Genomic DNA, 22876 nt, shown 5'->3' with positions numbered 1-22876 from the left:
TATTTTTACCACGGAGGTTAAAAACGATGAAATCGTAAAACCATATTAAGCACTCGTTGCAAACGAGCGCAAGATAAGGAGCAGAAAAATTAAAAAGGAAAAATTAAAAATAGGAAACTCACTACCCAGAAGTGGTAACTGGTAATTGGTAACCGGTAATCTACAAACAATAACTTCTGCAAAATCAATTATTCTCTCATTCAAAAATCAATCAATAAAACTTACCACCCAGCTCTGTGTCCTCTGCGAACTTTGTGGTTAAAAATTAAGCCTTAAAGATTAAAAACGATGAAATCGTAGAACCACATTAAGCACTCGTTACAAACGAGCGCAAGATAAAAAACGAGCGCAAGATAAGTCCCCATATTTTAGAACTAACCATCTAACAAACTAGAACCTAACCACCTAACAAACTAGAACCTAACCACCTAACAAACTAACCAACTAAAACTTAACCAACTACCCCTCCAAACACTCATCTACCAAATACACAATAGATTCATAGTTATGCCCTACTGCTTCAGACATAGCCATTTCGCAAGTTTTTCCGCTAGAATAGTAACCATCAAAAGTACCGCAAGCATTAACTTCTTGGGCTTCTGGTAAAGTTGCAGAAGCTGTTAACTCTGGAAAAAGAAAGCCACGATCTCCTGCCATACCGCAACAGCCTGCGCTAAAAGGAACAGTAACCTCATCGGCAAAAAACTGCGCTACTTTTATAAACTTTTGCTGTAAACCCATCTTCTTTAATGAGCAAACTGGATGCAATACAATGTTTCTTTTTTTACGGATGTTCTTTAACCTTGGGATTACATAATCGGCTATATAATCAATACTATCAATAATTTTGAGTGCATCAAATTTTAATTTATTAGCTTCTGTCAGCACTCTTCTACATCCCTGCAAAGTATAAGTACAAGAACTTATATCTAACATCACGGGTAATCTTCCACCGTCTGTAGCTGCCCATAATTTTTCTATGGTTTTATTACTGGTATATTGGTAAGCATCCTGATAGCCTTTAGAAGAAAAAATTTGTCCGCAACATAAACCATCAATCTCTTTTGGAATAATAAAACTTAACCCTGCTTTTTCTGAAATAGCAGCCATGGTAGAGATAATATTCTTTTTCCCTTTTTCTATGCTGCCTCCCATAGTTCTAGAGATACATGTAGGCGCATAAACTACACCATTTAAAGTGTTGTTTTGCTTAAAAATAGCAGTTTTTCCGGCAGATTTTAATTGATTAGACCATAAAGGGAAACTCGGGATTTGCTTTTTAACAGCTTGGGTAAAGTTGCGCATACTGTTTTTACCAAAAGCAGCATTTAAACCCTCTCCAACTTTCACCCCTAAACCGGCAAAAGTTTCTGCCAAAGCAAAGTTTTTGGCTACCCATAGCGCTGTATTATTGGCAAACCTGTTATGGCTTTCTCTTCTCAGCCGCTTAATTAAATCGCCGGTATTAATTTCTACTGGGCAAGCAGTAGCACATAAACCATCAACAGCACAGGTATCCATACCATCGTATTGAAACTGCTGTAATAGCTCTTGATGTTTTTGATATTCTCCTTTATCACGTAAGTTAGCCAACTCACGCCTCACAACGATACGTTGACGAGGAGTTAGGGTAATATTTCTACTAGGGCAAATATACTCGCAATAACCGCACTCCATACATTTATCAACCTCTTCTTCTACAGAAGGTAAATCTTTTAAATATTGGATATGAGCTTGTTTGTTAGCATTGATGATAACACCCGGATTTAATAAGTTTTGAGGATCTATCAGCTCTTTTAAAGCTTTCATCACTTGGTAGATATCTTCTCCCCACTCGGTAGCTACAAATGGCGCCATGTTTCTTCCTGTACCATGTTCGGCCTTTAAAGTACCTTTATATTTACGGATAACTAAATCAACAACATCTTTTAAAAAGCTATCATAACGTTTTATTTCTTCTGGTGTGTTAAAAGATTGTGTTACAACGAAATGGATATTACCATCCTTAGCATGACCAAAAATAATGGCGTTATAGTATTGATATTGCTTAAAAAGCACCTGTAAATCAGAAATAGCATCGCCCAAATAAGCTACTGGGAAAGCCACATCTTCTAAAATTACCGTAGAGCCGCTTGCTCTTACTGCACCTACTGATGGGAACATACCTTTACGTAGCTTCCATAAAAACTCCTGCTGGTAAGGATCTGTAGTAAACTCGGCACTGTTTAAAAGCTTTAAATCTGGCGCTAGCGCAAAAAACTGGTTAATTTTTAATTGCAGATCTTCCTGCGTATTTGCCTGATATTCTATCAGTAAAGCTGACGCACTTTCTGGTAAAGATTTTAAAATATCGGGTACACCCTTAATGTGTTCTATAGAACGTAAAGAAGCCCTATCCATCAATTCCACAGCTTCTGCTCCAGAAACCGTTAACGGGATAATAGCTTTACAGGCTTCATAAATATTAGGAAAGTAAAGTAAAGCGGTTGATTTCTCTTTGTAATCATCTAAAGTTTCTAAAACTGCTTCGGCTATAAAGCCTAAAGTTCCTTCTGCACCAATTAATAAATGTGCTAAAATGTCTAAAGGCTCATCATAATCTATAAAAGCATTTACAGAATAACCTACCGTATTTTTAGTTTGATATTTAGCTCTGATGAAATCCTGTATAGTTTCATCGGCAGTAATTTGAGCTTTTAAATGGATGATTTGCTGATAAATAGCCGGACACTCTTCTTTAAACCTTTGGTAATCTTGCTGATGCTCGGTTGAGAAAACTAAGCCGTTTGGCAATACAAAGCGGATATATTTAGTGGTATGGTAAGAATTATGTTTAACACCGCAACACATCCCACTAGAGTTATTAGAAAGTATCCCCCCCATCATAGCAGAATTGATGCTAGATGGATCAGGACCCATTTTTTTACCGTATCTCTTTAAGGTATGATTTACTTTAGCACCAATAACCCCGGGTTGCACCCTTACATATTTACCTTCGTTCTCTACAATAACTTTATCCCAATACTGACTTAAATCTACCAAAATACCATCTGTGATGGATTGGCCAGATAAACTTGTTCCGCCAGTTCTAAAGGTTAAAGGAATTTGATGTTTTAAGGAAAATTGAAAAAGTGCAATAACCTCATCAACAGAAACAGGTTGTACAACGGCTTTAGGTTGTAAATGGTAAAAACCTGCATCTGAAGCATAAGCTACTAAATCTATCAGCCTAGTTTTGATTCTTTCTTTTGGAAGAACTGACAGCAGTAACTCGCCTATATGTTGCATAAAAATATATTTAATGTGCTAAAATAGCCTCTTTAATTTGATGGACGAAGGCAAAATTGCTTATAAATATCTATAAAAGAGAATAGACAAAGCATTTTTTATAAGCTTATATAAAAACAAAAGGGTATCACCATAAAATGCCAATACCCTTTAAATAAAACTAAAAATTTAATCTTTAAAACTTCAAATGCTTAACCGTTAAACCGTTATTAATTAGTTGTTTTAAAGAGTCTATACCTATTTTTAAGTGAGATTCTACATGTTTTACAGCTGTTTGTGAGGCATCTGCTTCTGCGGTTTTAACACCTTCCGGAATCATGGGTTGGTCAGACACGAGTAAAATAGCACCTGTTGGAATTTTATTAGCAAAGCCGGTAGTAAATATCGTTGCCGTTTCCATATCAATAGCCATAGCTCTTAGGCCTTTTAGATATTTCTTAAACTCTCTATCATGCTCCCATACCCTTCTATTGGTTGTATAAACAGTTCCGGTCCAATAATCTCTAGAATGGTCTCTGATGGTTGTAGAAATAGCTTTTTGTAATGCGAAGGCTGGTAAGGCTGGCACTTCTGCTGGTAAATAATCATTGGAAGTTCCTTCACCTCTTATCGCTGCAATAGGGAGTATCAAATCGCCTATTTGATTTTTCTTTTTTAACCCTCCACATTTACCCAAGAAAACTACTGCTTTAGGTTTGATAGCTGTTAATAAATCCATCATGGTTGCAGCTAATGCACTACCCATACCGAAATTGATAATGGTAATACCATCTGCGGTAACGCTTTGCATAGGTTTATCCAAACCATATATAGGCGCTCCGTTATGCCATTCTGAAAATAGCTGCACATATTTAGAGAAATTTGTTAAGATGATATAATCTCCAAATTCATCTAATGCTCTTCCGGTATAGCGTGGCAACCAGTTTTTTACAATATCATCTTTAGATTTCAATCCAACTTTTACCGGGCTATTAACTTCATTTTGCGGTACTTTTACCGTCTTCTTTTTCACGTCTTTCTCTTCATTCATAAATTTCTTATTTAAGTATAACCATGGTTGATAACAAAAACGCCCCGTCATTTATATCCGGGGCGTTTTATTATGCAACTTTTAATTTTTTGAGATCTGATTTTTCGAATTTCTCCCGGGCATAATCAATATCTATCAGCAAAGTTTTAGACTTCTGCTTCTGCGATGGTATCTCGAACATCGCATCTATCATGATGGCTTCACAAATAGACCTTAAACCACGGGCTCCTAATTTAAACTCTAGTGCCTTATCTACAATAAATTCACATACATCTTTAGTGAACTCTAAACTGATATCCTCATACTCAAACAGTTTCTTATACTGTTTAATTAAAGAGTTTTTAGGTTCTGTTAAGATGTTTAATAAAGTTTCTCTATCTAAAGGATTGAGGTAAGTTAATACCGGCACACGACCAATTAACTCTGGTATCATCCCGAAAGATTTTAAATCTTGCGGAGTAATGTATTTATAAAGATTATCTAAATCTACCTCACTATCCTCGGCTTTAATTTTATAACCAACAGTTTGTGTTCTTAAACGATTAGCTATTTTCTTCTCGATACCATCAAAAGCACCTCCACAAATAAATAAGATGTTATTGGTATTAACCGGAATCATTTTCTGGTCTGGATGCTTACGCCCGCCCTGAGGAGGTACGTTTACAATAGTACCTTCTAAAATTTTCAACAAGGCCTGTTGTACGCCTTCACCAGATACGTCTCTGGTGATAGATGGATTATCGCTTTTACGAGCTACTTTATCAACCTCATCAATATATACGATACCTCTTTCTGCGGCAGCTACATCATAATCTGCAGCTTGCAATAAGCGGGTTAATATACTTTCCACATCTTCACCAACATAACCTGCTTCGGTTAAAACGGTAGCATCACAAATACAAAAAGGTACATTTAAAATTTTGGCAATGGTTTTAGCTAATAAGGTTTTACCTGTACCTGTTTCGCCCACCATCATGATGTTAGATTTTTCAATCTCTATTTCATCTTTACCAACTTTTTGGTTTAGCCTTTTATAATGGTTATAAACCGCAACAGACAATACTTTTTTAGCGCTATCTTGCCCTATTACATATTGGTCTATATGGTTTTTTATTTCTTGTGGTTTTAATAAAGTAAGTGTGGCATGTGCGTTTTTACCTTTTCTTAAGGCAAATTCTTCTGCCAGAATATCATTAGCCTGAGCAACACATTTATCACAAATGTGCGCATCCAATCCGGCAATAAGCATTAAAGAATCTTGCTTACCAGCACCACAGAAAGAGCATTTGATATCTTTTTGATTTTTACTCATTATTGTTTATTTGAATTTACGCTTAACACCTCATCAATCATTCCAAACTCTTTAGCTTCGTCTGCTCTCATCCAGTAATCGCGGTCTGATGCTTTTTCTACCCAGTCATAAGTTTGGCCAGAATGTTTAGAAATGATATCATAAAGTTCTTTTTTCAGCTTCAGCATTTCTCTTAAATTAATCTCCATATCTGAAGCAACACCTTGCGCACCACCTGACGGCTGGTGAATCATGATACGGGCATGAGGCAAAGCCGCTCTTTTACCTTTAGCACCAGCACACATTAATACCGCCCCCATAGAAGCTGCCATACCTGTACAAATGGTTGCTACATCTGGCGATATAAACTGCATGGTATCATAAATACCTAAACCAGCATATACAGAACCTCCTGGCGAGTTAATGTATATCTGAATATCACGTTTAGCATCTGTAGATTGTAAGAACAACAACTGTGCTTGAATGATATTTGCATTTTGGTCATATACGGCATCTCCCAAGAAAATGATACGATCCATCATTAATCTTGAAAAAACATCCATCTGAGCCACATTTAACTGACGCTCTTCTATGATATAAGGTGTCATTGATTTTGGCATCATGATACCCTCTACATTACTGATATACTTATCTACATGCATACCACCTATTCTGTGGTGCTTAACGGCATATTTACGGAATTCGTTTTTATCTATACTCATAACCTAATTATTTTTGATTTTAGAGATTCTAATTCGTTTTCAAGGATTTTAAACTACGACAAGTTATTTAAAACTTCTAAAAGAAAAAGAATATTAGCATCAATTATATGTAATATTTATTTAAATGTAAAAGAATAAAATTTCTTTAGATGTTAGAAATATACACTATCACTCTAACAACTCTTCGCAAAGAAAGTTTATTGTCTTTACATGTCTTTTTATAAATACAAAAAGCAGCTCTTTTGAAGCTGCTTTTTGCATGAGATAGCCGTTTAATTAAGCTAATTCTTGAAATTTCACGTAATCAATTTCTTTTTTGTCTAAAGTGATAACAGTTTTTAAGAAATCAAATACTTTTTGTGCTTTTACTTCATCAAAAATGCGATTTGCATTTTCTTTTGTTTGTAAGAACTGTACTGCGTATTGGTTTAATTGTTCTTCTGTTAAAGCTTGAGGGCTGTACATTCTAAACTGCGCATCTAAACGTTGTTTTGCAGTTTCTAACACATCCTCGTATTTAATTTCGATGCTATTATCTTTGATGATTTTGTTTTCTACTAAAGTCCATCTTAGGTTTTTAGCAAAATCATCATAACCTTTTTCTAATTCTTCGTCGGTTAACTCCTTGTTGGTCATTTTTAACCATCTTTTCAAGAAATCATCAGGCAATTGCATATCTGCTTTAGAAGCGCCGTATTGGTATAAATCTGCTGCTAACTTACGGTCTGCATCTTGAGCCATCATAGCTTCAATTTCTTCAGTAATTTTAGCTACAAATTCTGCTTCTGTGGTTACAGCACCTTCACCAAACAGTTTATCAAAAAACTCCTGATTTAAATCAGCTTCTTCTAATCTGTTGATGTTTTTAACGGTTAACTTAAATTTAGTTTGAGGGATGATTGGGTTCTCCTCATCTAATTTTAAGATTTTAACAATTTGTGTATTGTCATTAACAGCATTCACCAAATCAAAAGCTTCAACAACATCGCCTTTTTTCAAGCCGATTAAAGATTTCTGAGCTTTTGCATCACTTACAATCTCTAATCTCAAAGAAGAGGTTACATTGATACCACCTTCTAAAACTTCGTTATGTTGGTCTAACTGAACAAACTCTCCAAAAATAACATCACCTGCTTCTACAACTTCAGGATTAGTCATTTTACCATAACTTCTTCTGATGTTTTTGATACGAGCATCTAAAGTTTCTTTATCTGCTTTTACTACGTATTGAGTTAGTTTGTCTTTTGAAGTAAACTCAACAGTAATTTCTGGTGCTAAGCCTAGTTCGTAGTTGAATACAAACTCATCGTTAAAATCCCAGTTAAACTGGCTGTCATCTTCTTTTGGAAGAGGCTGACCTAAGATTTCAATGTTATTTTGTTGTAAATAGTTATTTACAGTATCAGAAAGCAAGGTATTGATTTCATCAACTAAAATACTTTTACCATACATTTTTTTAATATGTGAAGGAGGAACCATTCCTGGACGAAATCCTGGAATTTTAGCTTTTTTAGCCTGTTCTTTGATGGCTTTATTTACTTTCTCCTGGTAATCATCAGGACTGATTTTTACGGTTACCACTGCATTAAGATCACCGGTCTTTTCCTGTGTAATGTTCATTTCTGAGTATTTTTTAAATGATACGACTCTATACAAAAATCCCTCTCAATTTCTTGAAAGGGATTGGTTTGTGCGGAAGAAGGGACTCGAACCCCCACGCCGTGAAGCGCCAGATCCTAAGTCTGGTGCGGCTACCAATTACGCCACTTCCGCATTTAGGATTTTATTCTCCAAAAGGCTTTAACGTTTTGGGACTGCAAAGATATAATTTGTCTTATTTAAATCAAATGCTTTTCTTATTTTTTTTGATTTTTAAAAGATATACCTAAGATTAAACAGTTAAACATTTCTACATCAAGAGGTTGCAAAACATTAAGCTTTACAGATTTATAACTTCCATCTTAAGCCGGTGAAAATATCTAATCTAGTTAGGCTTTCGTAATTACCTTCTTCTAGTTCAAGTGTTTGGGTCATATTTCCTATTTGCCTTTTTAACTTTCTAAGTGTCCCCCCTACTAATCCAATCCCTAAACCCAAAGAAAGCTTTTTTGTAAGGTAGAAATCTGCGCTTATGTCGGCATTTAAACCTATAGTACCTCCTTTTATGTTTACATAAGTATTATTTAGACTACCATTATCTCTATAATCTAAATAACCCAAACCAAAACCTGTTACCAATTCTGTTTTCCTGTTTTTAGAATAGTATCTGCTATAAAGTACCGGACCAATAAATTGTGTAGTAATATTATCTTCTAAGTATTGAAGAGAAGGTCCAAAACCTGATCCATCATCATAGAAAATTCTACCTTCATTACTAGAGGTAAAATTGATGTATTTTAAGCCTAAACCAATTTGCTCTTTCCAAAAGTAACTCGCATCTACACTAAAATGAGCGCCAGATTTAAGACCTCTTACATACTCTTTAGATTCAGCAGGTACTTGGTCGCTAATTTTAGCTAATAAAAAACTTAAACCTCCGCTTACACCTAATCTGAATTTAGAAAAACTTGGTGCAATTGGCTTTGCAACACTGTCTTTCTTTAAACTATCAGTTATTTTAGCCATAACTGGCTTTGGAGCTAAACCTGTTGTTGTTTGTGCTTTTAAAACAGTAGCACTAGCAATTATCATTGCAATAAGTAAATTTTTCTTCATAAGTATAATGTCTATTAATTTTTGGATGCGAAGATATTTATTTTCTTGAATGGATAAAAAATGCTTTTATGAAATTTGTTGGTAAGTTGTAATCATGCTATTTCTTCATTGTAGCAGCTTCTTCAAGTTCTTTTTCCGTATATATATTTTTGATATGCTCATTAATGGTTGATTTGGCTTTACCGAACAAAGTAACCATTTGATCTTGGATGAGCCAAACAGTTTCTCCTTCAAGTTGAACATCAATTTTAATGTTCCCCTCAGCATTTTTATATAGTATAAGTTCGCTTCCCATTGTCTGAACCACTGATTATATTGATGTTCTTGATTGAATTGATTTTTGGTTGAACTTTGAATTGATGAGTCGTTTAAATTCCAAACTTTTAGCTCCAAAATTCATCAACAAACCAATTTCTAAGTTATAAGCCTCCAAATAATTGATAGCTTGAGCCAAATGAACGTCTTCGGTTTTTGTTACTGCTTTTAATTCTACAGAAATTACGTCTTCAATCAAAAAATCTACTCTTCTTGTTCCAATTTGCTCTTCTTTATAAAAAATAGGCATTTCGTGTTCCCTTGAAAACCCAATACCTTGCAACATCATTTCTTTTGCCAATGCTCTCTGATAAATAACTTCTTGAAAACCATTCCCCAATATCTTATGCACTTCCATTGCACAGCCAATAATTTTGCCTGTTAATTCAGAATATTTATAATTTGTCTTAACCACTGATTTTTGTGATTTATCTGATTCATTTGATTTTATATTGTTAGTATTTTCAATCATAGAATTTTATTCTTTATGTCAATCATAATATAATCACTTAATCAAAAATCATAATTCATCATATTAATCAGATTCAATCAACGGTTCCGACTTTTCTTCTGCTTCGCAAAAAGTGTATGCTTCTGCAATATTTTTTCATACATTTTAAACAAGTATTCCAAACGCTCGGTATCGTTTTAAAAGGTTGCTATTTCTTATCTCAGTGGAGTTCATTTACTTGTATTTGTTATTCTATTGGGATATACTTAGTGGCTTAATTTTATGAATTTTAATTATAAAATAAAATTCTTTTAAACAATATTTTAAATTCCATCTTTTTAAAATCTTTATGGATATTTTGATGAATATATCATCATTTAACTGCTACTAAAATAACCAGATTTATTTCAAAAGCTCTAAACACGGAGGATATAAATGGTAGTTAGCCTAATAAAGATAAGCCGAAAATCCAATTTCCTGAGGTGAACAACAACCAACATATCGTAATTTACTTAGCAATTTTCCCCAGCTAACAGGGTACTAACAGGGTGCTAACAGGGTGATAACAGGGTACTCATTCGTTTTATAACCCTATAAGCTACTTATAAATACTTTGTAATTACATATTAATTAACTAGTTTTATATAGATCAATCTACATCAAACTATGGGAAAAATAAAAGACGGCATACTAGGTGCCTTCAGCGGAAAAGTAGGAACAGTGGTAGGCGTACAAAGTAGCAGAGGCAATTATATGCGCTCTTTACCAAGAAAAAGAACTGTTTTCACAGAAAAAGAATTGCTTAATCAAGCTAAGTTTAAACTGATACAGGATTATCTTAAGCCTGTCCAAGAACTCTTAACAGTTGGATATAAAGGGTATTTCACCAAAACTGGCGGCTATCGGGCTGCCATTGCCTATACGAGAAAACATGCTTTGGTGGCTGATGATGCAGGCTTTTATATAGACCCAGCCTTATTTAAGATAAGCGGTGGAGACCTTGAACAGGCCTTAAACCCTAATCTTAACCATACCCAGCAGGGAGTATTACAATTTTCATGGGATGCAACACAAAATATAGGATTAGCAGACCAATTACTCGCTTTGGTTTATGACCCTGTAGCTAAAGAGGGAATAAGCGTGGTATATGATGGAGCATTGCGTAAAAGTGAAAATTTTAGCTTACAGCTACCATTAGATTTTGCTAAACGGGAAGTTGATGTTTATATAGGCTTTATGGCTGCCGACCGTTCCAGACAATCTGATAGCCAATACTTAGGCAGAATAAAGCTTATTTGATAGGTAAATTTATGGTTAGATTTTTATAAAGGTTAGAAAAATACGCTGGTGCTTTTAATAATCTGCTGCCGTACCAGCTAAACATTTCGCCATCAACCAAAGTGATAAAAGCTCTTGGAAAATATTTTTGAAGCTCTTCTATATGTTTTTGCTTAAATGGATAAGGTTCAGTAGAAAGCAAAATAACTTGCGGTTGTAATTGCTGTAAAGTTTCTAAATCTATCTCCGGATAGCGGCTTTCTGATAACACATTCTCAAAACCGCTGTAAGTTAACATATCATCAATAAAAGTATGTTTACCCGCCAGCATATAAGGGTCTTTCCAGATGAAATAAGCTGCTTTTAATGGTTTTGATGAAGGTATTAAATTATCAAAATTAGCTTTGATGGTATCAGCAATTTGAGCTGCTTTAGCTTTGGTTGCTACAAGCTCCCCTACTTGCTTTATCATCGTTAAAGCTTCTGCTAAGGTATTGATATCACTTATCCAAACTGGAAATTCTTGTGTTAAGGCTTCTATTTGCTCTTGCTGATTTTCTTCCTTGTTAGCGATAATCAAATCGGGATTTAAAGCCCTTATTTTATCTATATTGAGGGTTTTAGTACCTCCTATTTTAACCTTTTTTTTGAACTGTTCTTTAGGATGAATACAAAACTTAGTGATGCCAACAACTTCTTCATCCAAACCTAAATCAAATAATAGCTCTGTTTGTGATGGGACTAAAGAAATGATTCTTTTGGGCAGATAATTTATATTAATTGTTCTGCCTAGTTGGTCTGTAAATGTTTTGTTTTGCATGAATAACAAAACTACAAAAAAAGAAAGTCGAGACTTTAAATAGCCCCGACTTAAATTACACTTTATTATAAAATTATCTTACAGCTCTTTCAGGGTTTGGCGATGTTGAAAACTTGTAAGTTTGTAATTCTGCCCCACTTCCATAAGTAAACTCTAATTCTGTAGCTGTTAATTTGGTGATGTTAAATTCAAAAGTTCTAATCTCCGAAGCTAAAGTACCATTGGTAACTCCTGATACATGATTTCCTAATTTCATATTGGCTACAGCTTTACGAGGACCGGGAAAACTTATAGAAATGGTTTTTTGATCATTTATTAAAGTATAATTACCATCGCCCCAATCCCAAGTTTCTTCAAAAGTACCATTAGCTTTAAAGTCCCAATAGTCATCTGCATAAAAAGCAGTAGTACTATATCCACTGGTTACATAAGACTTATAATACCATTTCTTAACTAACAAGGTTTGGTTGCTTGGTTCTTCATCTTTTTTACAAGATGTAAAAGTTAAACTTGCCGTTAAGGTAACAAGCATTAAAAATAAGAGTTGAATTTTTTTCATGACTTTTAGATTTTGATTTTGTTTATCCAAAAGTGTTTAAAATCAACATTTTTAAAAGTACAAGTTCACGAAACCTAAGTTTAGCTTCATGAACTGTATTTTTTATTTCATCAAGTTTATTTGTTAAACATAACAGGAATCATCATTTCTACTTTTGTCCCTATTGAGAGATCTTGCTCATCTTTCAAATCTGTATAATTAAATATCTCTTTCAAAGAAAGTGTAGGATTTAAAAGCTCTAGTCTTTGTGCTATAGCATTGGTAGAAAACGATTCATGCTTTTGCTGGTTTACTTTCATCTGAGCAGATGCTACCCTTCCGATACCATTATCAGTTATAGCACACAAGATATAAGCTTCATCATCAGTTAAACGGAAAACAATTTCTAAATACTTATCCCCACTTTTATGCATTAAACCATGCTTAATACTATTTTCTACTAAAGGTTGTATCAGCATAGGTGGTATTTTCAAATAATCATCATCCAAATCTTCACCTACGTGTATTTGATAAGAAAAATCTTGCTGAAAACGCATTTTTTCTAGCTCCAGATATTTAGTTAGAATCTCAATTTCAGTACTTAAACTGATACTTTTTTTACCTGATACATCCAGAATCTGCCTAGTTAAATAGGTGAAATTACTGAGCTGCTCATTAGCCACTAGTTTATCGCCATACATAAACTGCTCTTGAATACTATTTAAAGCATTAAAGATAAAGTGGGGATTCATTTGACTCTTCAATGCTTTGAGTTCGCTCTCCGTCACTTTCTTCTCTGCTAAAAGTAGCTTTTCTGCTTCTACTAACTTGGTTTGTAATAAATGGTTCTTTTGTTTGATTTTATACCTAGAGAATAAGAAATAAGCAATAGCCACAACTGCTATAAAAGCTCCGATGATACTATAGATGTAAATATTTTTTTGAGCAGACTGTAACTCGGTGATTTTTTGCTTTTGATTTAGGTTTCTAATAGTGGCTTCTTTCTTTTCTGTTTCATATTTAGTGCTTACATCGGCAATAATTTGTTCTTTCTCTTTACCATACACACTATCTTTTACTGCTATATAATCTAAAGTTGATTGATAAGCCCTCTTAAAGTCTCCTTGTTTTTCATAGGCTTCTAATAGCGTTTTATTAATTTTAAGAAGTGTATTCTGATCATTATCTTTCTTTGCTATTTGTAAAGCATTCTTTAGATATTTGATTGCTTCATTCAGCTGGTTTAATTTAAAGTAAGCCTCGCCTATATTTTTATAAGCACTACCTAAAAGCTTACTAAAACCGTTTTCTTTTGAAATTGCTACAGATGGAATTAAGTAAACAAGCGCTTCTTTGTATTTCCCTAAAGAGTTGAGCTCTTCTCCTATATTACCTCTTGATAAGGCTATTCCATAAGAAATATTAAGCTTCTCACAGATGTTTAAAACCTTCTGATGATACATAACGGCCTGTTTATGATCTCCTAAAGATGAATATGCCGCACCCATATTGGTTAAAATGGCTGCTCTATTTTGAGATAAACCAGCACCCATTTTCAATAAAATGGTATCTGCTTCTTTAAACGCTTTAAGAGCCTTTTGCTGTTGTCCAATCCTGGTGTACAAACTGGCCAAATTACTTTTACCAATAACAATGTTGTTATTATTATTTTCTTTTTCTGCTATACGTAAGGCTTGTGTATAGTAAACCACCGCTTTATCATAAATAGCTTGTTGATAATAGAAATTACCCAAACAATTTAATGCGGCTGTTTCTCCACTTGTAAATTTTAATTTTCTAGCCAAATCATAGGCCTCTTTTGCAAATTTTAATGCTTTTTTATCTCCTGTAAAGATGTTGGCTATGCAATAGTCAACCAGTAAATTAACACGGTTGGTATCTTGCTTTTTATACTGAGCAATGTTTTGTAATAAAGAATCTGGTTGAACACTTGCTTTTAAAGGAGTTATTAAACCCAAAAAACAAAAAAAGATGATGATGTATTTCATTTAAGAGAGATTATTATGTTGCATAAATTGTTCAAATTCTTCTTTCCGTTCTCGGGATATCGGCAGCATCGTTTTATCATCATAAGTCACAAATAACCCCTCCTTCTTACTATATTTCTTAATCAATTCTGTGTTGATTAAATACGACCTATGAATTCTGAAAAAGCGATTATCTGTATTTAACAAATCTTCAAAATATTTAATCTTTTTGACCGCCAAATGCTTACCCTCTTCATGGTAAACATGAGTATAAGAACCATCAGCTTCAAAATATAAGACCTTATTTAAGTCTAAAAACACCATTCCGTCTCCAATATGGATTGCTAATTTTTTGATGCGCTTTTCAAGTATATTGTCTTGCAGTATTTGAATATGGTTTTCTTTATGAAAATTGTATTCGCTAAGTTTAGCAATGGCATCCTTTAATTTCTGGACGCCTATAGGTTTAAGAATATAATCTACTGCAGAAACTTCAAAAGCTTTAATTGCGTATTCTGAGTAAGCGGTACAAAATATAGTTTTAAATTTAGGCGAGTTAAAATAATCAAATAAAGCAAAGCCGTTTTCATTAGGCATCTCAATATCTAAAAAAACAAGGTCAATTTCATTTTTATTGATGAGCTTTACCGCAGTTTTTACATCGGGAGCTTCATCTAGAACAGAAACTTGAGGACAATATTCCTCCAAAAAATTTCTCAATAGAGAGCGGGCTTTAGCTTCATCATCAACGATGATAGCTTGATAGTGCGTCATAAAAAATTTAAAGAGAGTTGCTTTAATTATTCACTTATAATTAAAATACAAATATAAATTTTATTCTATTATTACATGAATTTAAATATTAAAGCCATAAAAACAATTCATTTAATTAAGATTATTATTTTCTTAGGTAGCCTAACTTATGTTTCATACGGAATAACAGATAGAAGTTTTATTTATCTGCTATGGATGAGCTTAGCTATAGCTTTTGTCTCATATTATTTACTTTATATGGATACCGATATTCATTATAAGGTTTTAACCAAAAGTTCTTTATTAGCGAGGTTTCTCTTGCTTTTTAGCTTCCCGATATTAAGTGATGATGTTTACCGTTTTATCTGGGATGGGCAATTACTACATCAAGGCATTAACCCGTTTGGGAATAAACCTTCTGATTTTATACGAAACCCAGCTCCTTGGGTAGACACATTCTTGTTTAACAACATGAATTCTCCAGATTATTTTTCGGTTTATCCACCTGTAAATCAGTTAGCTTTTTTCTTGAGTGCCATACCGGGCAAAGAGTCTCTAATGACATCTATTGTTATTCTGAGAAGTTTTATTCTCTTGTTTGATATCGGAAATATCATCCTTATTAAAAAGCTTTTAAAACATTATCAAAAAGATGAACGATTGGTTTTCTTATATGCTTTAAATCCTTTAGTCATTATTGAATTTACCGGGAACCTGCATTTTGAAGCGGTGATGATATTTTTTACTCTCCTATTTGTTTGGATGCTATTAAAAAACAGATGGATTTTAGCTGCTATCTCCTTAGCATTGGCTATTTGCAGCAAACTTTTACCTATCATTTTTATCCCTTTGTTGATCAAAAAAGTAGGTTTAAAAAAAACGATTTTCATCGGTCTGATTACAGGCTTTGTTTGTCTACTGCTATTCTTACCTTTTTTGCACACAGAAAAATTATGGATGAATTTTAGGGAGAGCTTAAATCTTTACTACGGCAAATTTGAGTTTAACGGAAGCTTTTATCAATTATTTAGAACTATAGGATGGGAAATTTACAACTATAACCCCATTGCAAAAACCAGTAAGTTACTTATTGCTCTTACTTTAGCGGGCTTTATCATCACCTATATTAAAAGCAAAAATTTGCTTGAAGGTATTTTCTGGTTGATTTTCATTTACAATATTTTAGGAGCTATTGTACACCCTTGGTATATCTTATTTTTGGTTGCACTAAGCCCTTTTGTAAAATGGCGCTTTGGTGTAGTTTGGAGTTTATTGATTTGTCTAAGCTATTATACTTACAGCACTCGGCCTTATCAAGAAAGTATGGTTTTAGTAATGATAGAGTATGGTTTGTTGATGGTATTTTTGATTTATGAGGTTTGGAATCCATCAAAAACGCAAAAATTAAAAACAACTCTATAAAACTAATTTAGCTGGATCTTGGCGTGTATCCCAAAAACCAAAAGTTCTACATTATTGGCTTTAATTCTGTAAAATAAACTTACTTGTTTCACAAGCATACATTTATGTATACCACCTTCTTTAGAATAAGGAAAAAGCAAAAGATTTGGGGCTTTCCTGCCAAATATTCATAGGCCGTCTTTCGTTCTTCGGAAAGACAGATTGATTTTTAAAGGCGGCTCCTAAATATCTGCTTTTTAGGGTCTTTATACTTTATACTCTGTACTTTATACTTTTTACTTTCTACTTTCTACTTTCTACTTAAGAACCTAATTCTATAATTCTATCAAACTCATTTTGCTTGAGTGGCATTACAGACAATCTACCTTGTCTTACTAAAGAAATATCTTTTAAAAACGGATCGTTTTTGATGGTTTCTAGTGTAACCGGATTTTTTAAGGTTTCTACCGGAGCTAAATCTACCACTACCCAATTGGTATCTTCAGTTGTAGGGTCTTGATAAAATTCTTTTACCACCTTAGCAATACCTACTACATGTTTACCTTCATTACTATGATAAAACATCACTAAATCGCCTTCTTTCATGGCTTTTAGATTATTTCTGGCCTGATAATTACGCACACCATCCCAAAAAGTTCTACCATCTTTATTAAACTGCTCCCAGCTGTATTTAAATGGCTCTGATTTAACTAACCAATAATTCATTTTTTACGTATTTATACTTAATTAACAAGATTGAAATTAATAAAAGGGATTTTATTACTAAAACTTAATAACCCTATCTCAATGCAATATCTTCCACACCAATTCTCGCATTAAATCGCCGTGTTCTGTATTGCCAGTAGATTCTACTCCTTTAGATTTCAAATCGTATTCTCTTAATAAAGAAATCACCTGAAATGTTTTACCTAAACTATAGTTACGAGCAGCTAAATCATAATCTTTTACAAAATAAGGGTTTACACCTAGTTCTTTAGCTAATTGAGATTTATCTTGAACGTAATGGTATTTCAATATTTTGGTAAACCAGGTATTTAAATTACCCATTACCAATACAATAGGGTTCGATTTTGGATTAGCCTCAAAATAATTAATAATCTGGTTGGCTTTTAAAGCATCTTTTCTGGCTAAAGCATTTTGCAGCTCAAAAACATTAAATTCCTTACTGATACCAATATTATCCTGAACTTCTTTGGTGGTAATTTCTTGTCCTTGCGGCACATTCAGCATCAATTTCTCTAGCTCATTAGCAATTTTACTTAAATCATTACCCAAATATTCTGCTAAAAGCGCTGATGCTTTGGGATTAATATGGTACTTTTTGGTTTTGATGAAATCCTCTATCCAAGCAGGAACTTTATTCTCATAAATGGTATTAGATTCAAAAACCAGCCCTGTTTTCTCTAAAACTTTATAAACTTTCTTACGCTTATCAAACTTCCCATATTTGTGGCAAAGCACTAAAATGGTACTAGGCAAGGGCTTTTCGCAATAAGCCTGAAACTGGTCGGCAGCTTTATCCAATTTCAATTCCTGCGCTTCTTTTACCAAAACCAATTGATAATCACTCATCATAGGGTAACGCTTAGCAGCGTTAATTACCTGTATAGCTTCGGTATCTTTACCGTATAAAATGGTTTGGTTAAAGCCCTTTTCGGCATCAGACAAGACATGCTGTTCAAGCGCATCGGCAATTAAATCTATATAATAACTTTCTTCGCCATGCAACAAGTAAATAGGTTTTAGCTTTCTCGCCTTAATATCTTTGATGATTTCTTCTGCCGTCATGATGAACGAAATTAGCTATAATCATCAAAATAATTCAGCATATTTAAAATTCGTTCTAATTTAGCAGCATGTTTAAACCTGTACCTTTAAACCTTCCGCCCTACCCTTTTAAGCTTACGCAAAAAGAAGAGCAGCTTTTTATTTATGATGAGCTAAGGAAAAGGCAATTGGTGTTAACACCAGAAGAATGGGTTAGACAGCATTTTGTGCAATATCTCATCATCCAAAAAAAATACCCAAAAGGCTTAATCAAATTAGAGGGAGGTTTAAACCTAAATCAATTAAAAAAACGTACTGATATTGTTGTTTTTGATAAAGATGGTAAAGCCGATGTTTTAGTAGAATGTAAGGCTACCCATGTAAAAATAAATCAAGATGTTTTTGACCAAGCTGCAAGATATAACATGATCCATCAGGTGAATTATTTGGTGGTTACCAATGGTATTACACATGCTTATTGTAGAATGGATTACGTGAATCAGACTTATCAATTCTTAGAAGAACTGCCTTTATATATAAATAAATCATGATTCAGCTTGTTTGAAATGATTTTTATAGGTGATAATAACCTTTTATGGAATCACTCCGTATAAACGTATAATTAAACAATAAATCATGAGTGATAAAATTTACATCAAATGCAAGGAAACTAAACTTTCTAAGCATCAAATTTTAATCTATCTCACGACTCTCAACATTGGTATCATTACCAGCTTATTATTTTTTAACCAAGTGCTGATAAAAGATTTATTCTCTTATTTGGTCTATACCATCAGCCCTATTGTTACCTTATTGGTATTTCACCTCTATTACATTTTCAAGATTGAGGAGAACCAGTTTATCCTTATTACAGATGAATTTCTGCTGATAAAAGATAACTCGGGTACCGAACAACAAGATTTGAAGTTGTCTTTTACATCTTTAAAAGGATTTGAAACACGTTTTAACGCCGTTATTTTTCACCATCAAAACGGAGAAACCTATCGCGTTGGTTTAGACAATGTGAGGTGCGATACGAAGCGTTGGGAAATCAAAGAATTTTTAAGAAATCATATAGAAGAACTAAAACCTGTAAACCACATAGATGGGTTGTTGGTTGGTTAAGGAGTAGTTCATTAAATATTGGTTCATTAGTTCATTGTAATGAGGAACGAAGAAGCAATGTCATTTATATTGATTGAAGGATTGATTTTTGAATGAGAGATTGACATTTATATTGATTGAAGGATTGATTTTTGAATGAGAGATTGATAGATTTTGTACCAGTTGCCAATTTTCGGTTGCCAGTTTTCAGTTCTGGATGGCTAATATAGCGTTCTAAAGGTTTTTGAATTTTGATTTTTTCCTTTTGAATTTTTCAGTTCTGGATGGCTAATATGGCGTTCTTAAAGGTTTTTGAATTTTGATTTTTTCCTTTTGAATTTTTTTATAAAAAAAGAAGCAATCTCATTTATATGGATTGCTTCTTTATACTTTGTATTTTATACTTTCTACTCTTTACTTTATACTACAAAAAAGCCGCTAAGCTTTCTTTTAATATTTTGATTTTTGCTTCGGCATCGGCTTTTTTGTTTTGCTCGTTAGCTACTACTTCAGGTTTTGCATTTTGTACAAAACGCTCGTTACTTAATTTAGCATCAACAGCTTTTAAAAAACCTTCTAAATAGGCAATTTCTTTATTGATTTTTTCTTTCTCTGCTTCGGTGTCAATATTTCCTGCTAAAGGAACAAAAAACTCATCTCTACCTGCTAAGAAAGTAGCAGCACCACTTAATTTATCTTGCGTATAAGACATTTCGCTGATGTTTGCCAGCTTAGCAATAATAGCTTTATAAGATTCGAAATTGATATCAGAACTTACTTTTATAGCCAAGTTTAAAGCTTCTTTAGGCGAAATTTGTTTGGTATTTCTGATATTTCTAATCTCTGATACCACTTGTTTTACAACCTCTATTTCTTTCAATAACTGTGTATTTACAGCCTTACTTTCTGGCATTTGAGCAATGATACAACAATCTGTAGAAGCTCGCTCTCCAAAAACATCATCATGCCATAATTCTTCTGTTAAGAAAGGCATAAACGGATGTAATAGCTTTAGAATGTTTTCAAAATAAGCAACAGTAGCTTTATAAGTTGCAGCATCAATAGGTTGCTGGTAAGCTGGTTTTACCATTTCTAAGTACCAAGCACAGAAATCATCCCAAACCAATTTATAAGAAGCCATTAATGCTTCTGATAAGCGGTACTGGTTAAAATTGCTTTCTATTTCTGCTAAAGCTTCGTTAAAACGACTGTCAAACCAAGCTATGGTAGTTTCATTTACATTGGGTAAAGTTTCATCAACTTCCCAACCTTTAACCAATCTAAAGGCATTCCATACTTTATTAGCAAAGTTTCTTCCTTGTTCGCAAGATGATTCATCAAACATGATATCATTACCTGCTGGCGAGCATAAAAGCATTCCTACACGTACACCATCGGCACCGTATTGAGCTATTAGATCTAATGGATCTGGCGAGTTGCCTAAAGATTTAGACATTTTTCTGCCTATTTTATCTCTAACAATACCCGTTAAGTAAACATTTTTGAAAGGTACTTCGCCTCTAAACTCGTGACCAGCCATAATCATTCGAGCTACCCAGAAAAATAAAATTTCTGGTGCAGTCACCAAATCATTAGTTGGGTAATAATAATTTACATCAGCATTTCCTTTAGCTTCTGGATGACCACAAACCGTTGGATCAAAAACCGATATTGGCCACAACCAAGAAGAAAACCAAGTATCTACAACATCTTCGTCTTGGCGTAAATCGCTCGATTTTAGATTTGCGAATTCAGATTTTAGATTTTTAAACTGATTTAGAGCCTCTTCGGCTGTTTTAGCAACCACAACTTCTCCATTAGGCGCATACCAAGCCGGTATTTGCTGGCCCCACCACAACTGACGAGAAATACACCAATCCTTCACATGCTCCATCCAATGGCGGTAGGTATTGATAAATTTGTCTGGTATCAGCTTAATATCACCGTTGTTTACATAATCTAAAGCCGGGCCAGCCATTTCTGCCATTTTACAGAACCACTGCATAGAAAGTTTAGGTTCTATGGCTGCATCGGTACGTTCAGAAAAACCTATTTGAGATTTATAATCCTCAACTTTTTCTAAATGCCCTGCTTCTTCTAGTAATTTAGCTATTTTCTTACGAGCGATAAACCTATCCTCGCCTACTAAAATTTGTGCTTTTTCGTTTAAAGTACCATCATCATTTAAAATATCAATAACCTCTAAATGGTGTTTAATACCTAATTCATAATCGTTTAAATCATGTGCTGGCGTTACTTTTAAACATCCGGTACCAAACTCCATATCCACATATTCATCGGCTATAACCGAAATCTCTTTATTAATTAGTGGGATAAAGACTTTTTTACCTTTTAAATGGCTGTAACGTTCATCATTTGGATTGATACAAATGGCGGCATCAGCCATGATGGTTTCTGGACGGGTAGTAGCAATTATTAAGTATTGCGTATTGAGATTTGAGATTTGAGACTCTTCAGATTGCATACTTCCGTCTGCTGACTGTGGACTTAAAGCATACTTAATATAGTACAACTTCTGATTTACCTCTTTACGGATAACTTCCTCATCAGAAACGGCTGTTAAACCTTTCGGGTCCCAGTTTACCATTCTAACACCACGGTAAATAAGTCCTTGTTTATGTAGATGGATAAAAGTATCTATCACGGCTTCAGACAAAGCAGGATCCATGGTAAAAGCAGTTCTGTCCCAATCGCAAGAAGCACCTAGCTTTTTTAATTGCTCTAGGATGATGCCTCCGTATTTGTCTTTCCACTCGTAAGCGTATTTCAGAAATTCTTCTCTAGAAATATCTTTTTTGTTGATGCCTTTCTCTTTAAGCATGGCAACAACTTTTGCCTCGGTAGCAATAGAGGCATGGTCTGTACCTGGTACCCAACAAGCATTCTTACCTTTCATTCTGGCTCTGCGTATCAATACATCTTGAATGGTATTGTTAAGCATGTGCCCCATGTGTAAAACCCCAGTAACATTTGGCGGAGGAATGACTATAGTGTAAGGTTCTCTCTCATCCGGAACGGATTTAAAGAATTTATGATCTAGCCAATACTGGTACCACTTTGCTTCTGCCTCTTTTGGGTTATAGGTTTTAGAAATGCTCATATTATGTTTACGGAAATCTTAATAAAGCGCAAAAATACGGTTTCTTATGAGATTTATATCATCAGCAAATGCTATTCATCAATTCTTAACGCCTATTCATCCTTGTAACAATATTTTTATGTATCATGAGTTAATAGTTGTATAATCTCGTATCACCATGAAAATAAGAATGAATACACACATTCTTGATGCCTTTTTATCTAAAACAGGTTTAAGATTTATTTATAACTGGTTTAATCGTTAGTAACAAAATTATTGATGTTTAAACATTTT

At 33.9% G+C, this 22876-nt stretch carries 19 protein-coding genes and 1 tRNA gene; 4 read left to right on the top strand and 16 right to left on the bottom strand.

Features of this window, described 5'->3' with window-relative positions; all coding sequences use genetic code 11:
• Positions 1-459: 459 nt before the first annotated feature.
• The 9 genes from GJJ64_RS02185 to GJJ64_RS02145 all read right to left on the bottom strand — a co-directional run bounded on the left by GJJ64_RS02185 (position 460) and on the right by GJJ64_RS02145 (position 9833).
• Positions 460-3288 carry an FAD-binding and (Fe-S)-binding domain-containing protein gene (locus GJJ64_RS02185; protein ID WP_154286123.1) on the bottom strand — a complete coding sequence of 943 codons (2829 nt, stop codon included), beginning with the start codon at positions 3286-3288 and terminating at the stop codon, positions 460-462.
• A gap of 175 nt (positions 3289-3463) precedes the next feature.
• A complete protein-coding gene (locus GJJ64_RS02180; RefSeq protein WP_154286122.1) occupies positions 3464-4318 on the bottom strand; it encodes an AMP nucleosidase in 855 nt (284 codons plus the stop codon).
• 70 nt (positions 4319-4388) lie between these two features.
• A complete protein-coding gene (clpX, locus tag GJJ64_RS02175; protein WP_154286121.1) occupies positions 4389-5630 on the bottom strand; it encodes an ATP-dependent Clp protease ATP-binding subunit ClpX in 1242 nt (413 codons plus the stop codon).
• Positions 5630-6331, bottom strand: a complete 702-nt coding sequence (locus GJJ64_RS02170; protein WP_154286120.1) for an ATP-dependent Clp protease proteolytic subunit — start codon at positions 6329-6331, stop codon at positions 5630-5632. The genes clpX and GJJ64_RS02170 overlap by 1 nt, the downstream gene beginning before the upstream one ends.
• 276 nt (positions 6332-6607) lie before the next feature.
• Complete coding sequence (tig, locus tag GJJ64_RS02165; RefSeq protein ID WP_154286119.1) at positions 6608-7951, bottom strand: trigger factor; 1344 nt, start codon at positions 7949-7951, stop codon at positions 6608-6610.
• Between the two features lie 71 nt (positions 7952-8022).
• Positions 8023-8104, bottom strand: a tRNA-Leu gene (locus GJJ64_RS02160).
• Positions 8105-8278: 174 nt separating this feature from the next.
• Positions 8279-9046, bottom strand: coding sequence for a hypothetical protein (locus GJJ64_RS02155; protein ID WP_154286118.1), 768 nt, complete (start codon positions 9044-9046; stop codon positions 8279-8281).
• Positions 9047-9143: 97 nt separating this feature from the next.
• Complete coding sequence (locus GJJ64_RS02150; protein ID WP_195759203.1) at positions 9144-9341, bottom strand: hypothetical protein; 198 nt, start codon at positions 9339-9341, stop codon at positions 9144-9146.
• 15 nt (positions 9342-9356) lie between these two features.
• On the bottom strand, positions 9357-9833 hold the full coding sequence (locus tag GJJ64_RS02145; protein ID WP_154286117.1) for a GxxExxY protein: 477 nt from the start codon (positions 9831-9833) through the stop codon (positions 9357-9359).
• A 645-nt stretch (positions 9834-10478) separates the two neighbouring features.
• On the opposite strand from GJJ64_RS02145, the gene GJJ64_RS02140 reads away from it, so the two are divergent.
• Complete coding sequence (locus tag GJJ64_RS02140; RefSeq protein WP_154286116.1) at positions 10479-11111, top strand: DUF6266 family protein; 633 nt, start codon at positions 10479-10481, stop codon at positions 11109-11111.
• On the opposite strand, the gene GJJ64_RS02135 is transcribed toward GJJ64_RS02140, so the two are convergent.
• The 4 genes from GJJ64_RS02135 to GJJ64_RS02120 all read right to left on the bottom strand — a co-directional run bounded on the left by GJJ64_RS02135 (position 11104) and on the right by GJJ64_RS02120 (position 15210).
• Positions 11104-11910 carry an ABC transporter substrate-binding protein gene (locus GJJ64_RS02135; protein WP_154286115.1) on the bottom strand — a complete coding sequence of 269 codons (807 nt, stop codon included), beginning with the start codon at positions 11908-11910 and terminating at the stop codon, positions 11104-11106. The genes GJJ64_RS02140 and GJJ64_RS02135 overlap by 8 nt on opposite strands.
• Positions 11911-11983: 73 nt before the next feature.
• Complete coding sequence (locus GJJ64_RS02130) at positions 11984-12469, bottom strand: hypothetical protein (protein WP_154286114.1); 486 nt, start codon at positions 12467-12469, stop codon at positions 11984-11986.
• A 116-nt stretch (positions 12470-12585) separates the two neighbouring features.
• Entirely contained in the window at positions 12586-14457 is a 1872-nt protein-coding gene (locus GJJ64_RS02125; RefSeq protein ID WP_154286113.1) for a tetratricopeptide repeat-containing sensor histidine kinase, read from the bottom strand.
• Positions 14458-15210 (bottom strand): LytR/AlgR family response regulator transcription factor, encoded by a 753-nt coding sequence (locus GJJ64_RS02120; protein ID WP_154286112.1) that lies wholly within the window; start codon positions 15208-15210, stop codon positions 14458-14460.
• A 75-nt stretch (positions 15211-15285) separates the two neighbouring features.
• Here GJJ64_RS02120 and mptB point away from each other — a divergent pair, with 75 nt between their 5' ends.
• On the top strand, positions 15286-16611 hold the full coding sequence (gene mptB, locus GJJ64_RS02115; protein ID WP_154286111.1) for a polyprenol phosphomannose-dependent alpha 1,6 mannosyltransferase MptB: 1326 nt from the start codon (positions 15286-15288) through the stop codon (positions 16609-16611).
• Positions 16612-16911: 300 nt separating this feature from the next.
• On the opposite strand, the gene GJJ64_RS02110 is transcribed toward mptB, so the two are convergent.
• Together GJJ64_RS02110 and holA are read right to left on the bottom strand one after the other, a co-directional pair.
• The gene (locus GJJ64_RS02110) at positions 16912-17316 is read right to left on the bottom strand and encodes an EVE domain-containing protein (protein WP_154286110.1); all 405 of its coding nucleotides are present in this window, start codon (positions 17314-17316) and stop codon (positions 16912-16914) included.
• A gap of 78 nt (positions 17317-17394) precedes the next feature.
• Positions 17395-18399 (bottom strand): DNA polymerase III subunit delta, encoded by a 1005-nt coding sequence (gene holA, locus GJJ64_RS02105; protein WP_154286109.1) that lies wholly within the window; start codon positions 18397-18399, stop codon positions 17395-17397.
• A gap of 68 nt (positions 18400-18467) precedes the next feature.
• Here holA and GJJ64_RS02100 point away from each other — a divergent pair, with 68 nt between their 5' ends.
• Together GJJ64_RS02100 and GJJ64_RS02095 are read left to right on the top strand one after the other, a co-directional pair.
• Complete coding sequence (locus GJJ64_RS02100) at positions 18468-18929, top strand: type I restriction enzyme HsdR N-terminal domain-containing protein (RefSeq protein ID WP_154286108.1); 462 nt, start codon at positions 18468-18470, stop codon at positions 18927-18929.
• A gap of 85 nt (positions 18930-19014) precedes the next feature.
• The gene (locus GJJ64_RS02095; RefSeq protein WP_154286107.1) at positions 19015-19503 is read left to right on the top strand and encodes a hypothetical protein; all 489 of its coding nucleotides are present in this window, start codon (positions 19015-19017) and stop codon (positions 19501-19503) included.
• Between the two features lie 403 nt (positions 19504-19906).
• Here GJJ64_RS02095 and GJJ64_RS02090 read toward each other — a convergent pair whose 3' ends face one another.
• Positions 19907-22603 (bottom strand): valine--tRNA ligase, encoded by a 2697-nt coding sequence (locus tag GJJ64_RS02090; RefSeq protein WP_154286106.1) that lies wholly within the window; start codon positions 22601-22603, stop codon positions 19907-19909.
• Between the last annotated feature and the right edge of the window lie 273 nt (positions 22604-22876).

The organism is Pedobacter puniceum (assembly GCF_009674685.1).
Taxonomy (GTDB): domain Bacteria; phylum Bacteroidota; class Bacteroidia; order Sphingobacteriales; family Sphingobacteriaceae; genus Pseudopedobacter; species Pseudopedobacter puniceum.
Note: the sequence above shows the minus strand (reverse complement) of the source record. Positions and strands in the feature narration are given on the sequence as shown.